This is a genomic window from Paenibacillus sp. A3, from assembly GCF_001399685.1.
Taxonomy (GTDB): Bacteria; Bacillota; Bacilli; order Paenibacillales; family NBRC-103111; genus Paenibacillus_G.
The window spans coordinates 1-3,368 of the sequence record NZ_JTHN01000214.1 but is presented as its reverse complement, the minus strand read 5'-3'; the positions used below and the strand labels follow the sequence as shown (position 1 = coordinate 3,368).

Below are 3,368 nucleotides of genomic sequence, written 5' to 3'. Positions count from 1 at the left end.
TCTGCTCCCGCGGATAGTCGGCTGCCGAAGCGTTGAATTGCCCGACAATCTGCGCTTTTTCATCCTCCGTTAACACGTCGACGTCCTGAAGCCGAAGCTCCGGCTGGAACAAAACCGCAGCAAAAAAACGATTTAGCCGATTCATAAACCGGACAATCGTCTCTTCCTGATAGCGCTGCGCATCGTACGATACATTTAACCGGACCGCCCCTTGGTCCAGTTCAAATTGAAACTCCAGCTCAGCCGCCGCATGTTCCTTGTAATCGTTCGTATACAGGCTTTTCATCGCAACGACCGTATGGATGACGGGAACACCCTTCGAATCGTGCGGGACGTGCAGTTGATCGATGTAATTCCAAAAAGGGAAATTTTGATGCTCGATCGCTTCGCTGACGGACGATTTAATCTGCGCCAGCAGCGCTTTGAAGGCAGTCTGATGATTGACGTTGGTTTTCAAAAGAAGCAACGGGTTGATCAACGGAGCTCCCTGATTCGCGTCCGCGACCGTCGGTACGGCAACTACCACATTTTCCTCGCCCGTATACGTATGCAGCAAGCTCTTGACCCCTGCCAAAAGAACGATAAACGCAGCCCACGGCGATCCGCCGGTGATGGACATCAGTCTCTGGGACAAATCCGGGGGCAGCGAGCCGAAATACGTGCGAAAGCCGCCTGTTCCGAAGCCTAAGCTGGTCTCGCCGTTCAAAACTGACCCAACCCGGTCGTAAGGCAGGCACGCGATATGATCCTCACCCTCAAACTTGCCGCTCCAGTAAGCTTTTTCCTTCTCAAATAAGGCTGTCAATTGCATCCCTCCTGCTTCATGTCGAACAACCGGCAACCGGTTGGTTGGATACGGCCGGATAATACTTTACGAGTGTGCGCCGCGGACTCCTCCGTAACACACACTCGTAAAGCCGGGATAAACGGCCCCGCCCAAGTAGAAACGGGGCGCGTTTATCATGAAATGCAGTTTCGGCTAACAATTTAGAACACAAAGTCGATCGAATCCAGTACATCCGCGCTCGGCTTCGCGTTGCCCGATACGCTGATCTCGCCTATGGCCAGAGCCGGATTCGCGCCGATCTCGGATAAAATCGTCAAGAAATCACCGGTCAACCGTTCGATGACGCTCTTGCCGAACAGCTTGGTGCAATATTCGAATGATCCTCGAATCTCGCCTTCTTCCGCGCTCATCGACACGGTCAAATCGAATTTGGCCGTGGTATGGTCCTGCCCATACGGAGTGAAGGATAGCTTATCGAGCTTCGCCTCCTGCGTTTCCATATTGCGCACGATAAACATCGTGTCAAACACCGGATTGCGGCTCGCGTCCCGCTTCACCTTCAGCTTCTCGACCAGCTCCTCGAACGGATAGTCCTGATGCTCGAACGCCTGCAGCGTACGCTCCTTGACCTCCAGCAAGTATTCGTAGAACGTTCTGTCCTTCCGCGGATAATTGCGGATCGCCAACGTTCCGACGAACATCCCGATAAGCGGCTCCAGCTCCGCCGACAACCGGCCGGCAACCGGCGTGCCGACGATCAGATCCTCCTGCCCGCTGTACTTGGAGAGCAGGACCGTGTAGGCCGCCATAAGCACCATATACATGGTGCTGCCGGTGTCCGCCGCTAGCCGGTGCAGCGTCGCCGCTACCGCCGGCTCGACGGCAAAGTCGAGCAGCGCGCCTTCGAAGCTTCGCACCGGAGGCCTCGGGTAAGCGATCGGCAGATCGAGCACGGGCAGTTCTCCCGCCAACGTTTCAAGCCAGTAGTTCTCGCGCCGCAGGTAACGTTCGCTCTGCGCCTCCTGCTGCTGCCATACTGCGTAATCCTTGTACTGTATCCGAAGCAGCGGCAGTTCTTCGCCTTCGTACAGCTGCGCAAGCTCCTGTACGATAATTCCCGCCGAGACGCCGTCCGAAATCAGATGATGCATATCGTACATCAAAAGATGACGCTCCGGCTCAATCTCGACCAGGCCTGCCCGCAGCAGCGGCGCCTGCGCCAGATCGAATGGCCGTACGAACCGGCCGATATGCCCGTCCGCTTCTTCCGTGGTTGCCCTTACATGCTCAAGGGCAAATTCCACATCCTTGTAAATCCGCTGGACAACTTCGCCGTCCACCATTTCAAAGCCGGTGCGCAATGTTTCATGGCGTGCGATCAGCTTGCGGAACGAGTCTTCCAGCCTATGGCGATCAAGAAGCCCTTCGACCATCATCACGCCCGGCATGTTGTAGCTGGTCTCTCCGCCCTGCACATGGCTCAGCATGTACAGCCGTTTTTGTGCGGAGGAAGCCGGATAGTACTCGCGCTCTCCGGCAGCCGGAATGAAGGTGTAAGCTTGCTGCTCCATCCCTGCGATGGACTGAGCCAACTGCTCGACCGTCGGGTAATGGAACACGTCCCGAAGCGGCACCTTGACCTGCAGCTCCTGATGCATTTTCGCTACCAGCGTTGTGGCCCGCAGCGACTGTCCGCCGATGTCGAAGAAGTTGTCCTGCATACCGACTCTCGGCAGCTTCAGCACGTCCTGCCAGATTTGCGCCAGCTTCGCCTCCAGCGGTGTCCGCGGCGCCAGGTATACCGTGCCCATTTCGACTCCGCCTTCCGGCGCCGGCAGCGCTTTGCGATCCAGCTTGCCGTTCGGCGTCAGCGGCATCCGCTCCACCTGCACGAAGTACGACGGGATCATGTACCCCGGCAGCTTCGCCGCCAGCTCGCCACGGAGTTCGACTGCGGCAAGCGGCTCGTCCGCCACGAAATACGCGCACAAATCTTTCTCGCCGCTTTCGTTCTCCCGCGCGATCACTACCGCTTCCCGGACCGCAGCGACGCTCATCAGGCCGCTTTCCACCTCGCCCAGCTCGATCCGGTACCCCCGGATTTTCACCTGATGGTCAATCCGGCCCATATATTCGATCGTTCCGTCCGGCAGCCAGCGGGCCAAATCGCCCGTCTTGTACATCCGTCCACCGGATTCATGCGAATTCGGCACGAACTTCTCCGCCGTCAGCTCCGGCCTCCGGTTGTAGCCGCGCGCTACGCCCGCTCCGCTGATGTGGAGCTCGCCTGCTACGCCGATCGGCACAAGCCGCTGCTCCGCGTCGAGAATCCACACCTTCTGGTTCGGCAGCGGCCGCCCGATCGGCACCGTATCCGCCAGTTCGGCGATACGCTGCGGCTCCACCTCGCAGATCGTCGAGTCGACCGTGCACTCCGTCGGTCCATACACGTTCGTGAGCTTCACCTGCTCGCCGAACGTCGACCAGAACGACTTCACGGCTTTCGTCGTCAGCGCCTCGCCGCCGATTACATAATGCTTCGCGCCCGCTGCGCCGCCGCTAGCCGCAGCCGCTTGCACCA

General features: G+C 58.4%; 2 protein-coding genes. Both read right to left on the bottom strand.

Annotated elements, in window-relative coordinates:
* A partial coding sequence (locus QJ48_RS28630) for a condensation domain-containing protein (RefSeq protein ID WP_162238583.1) occupies positions 1-805 on the bottom strand: 805 nt, incomplete at its 3' end.
* Positions 806-987: 182 nt separating this feature from the next.
* A partial coding sequence (locus QJ48_RS28625) for a condensation domain-containing protein (RefSeq protein WP_157261784.1) occupies positions 988-3,368 on the bottom strand: 2,381 nt, incomplete at its 5' end.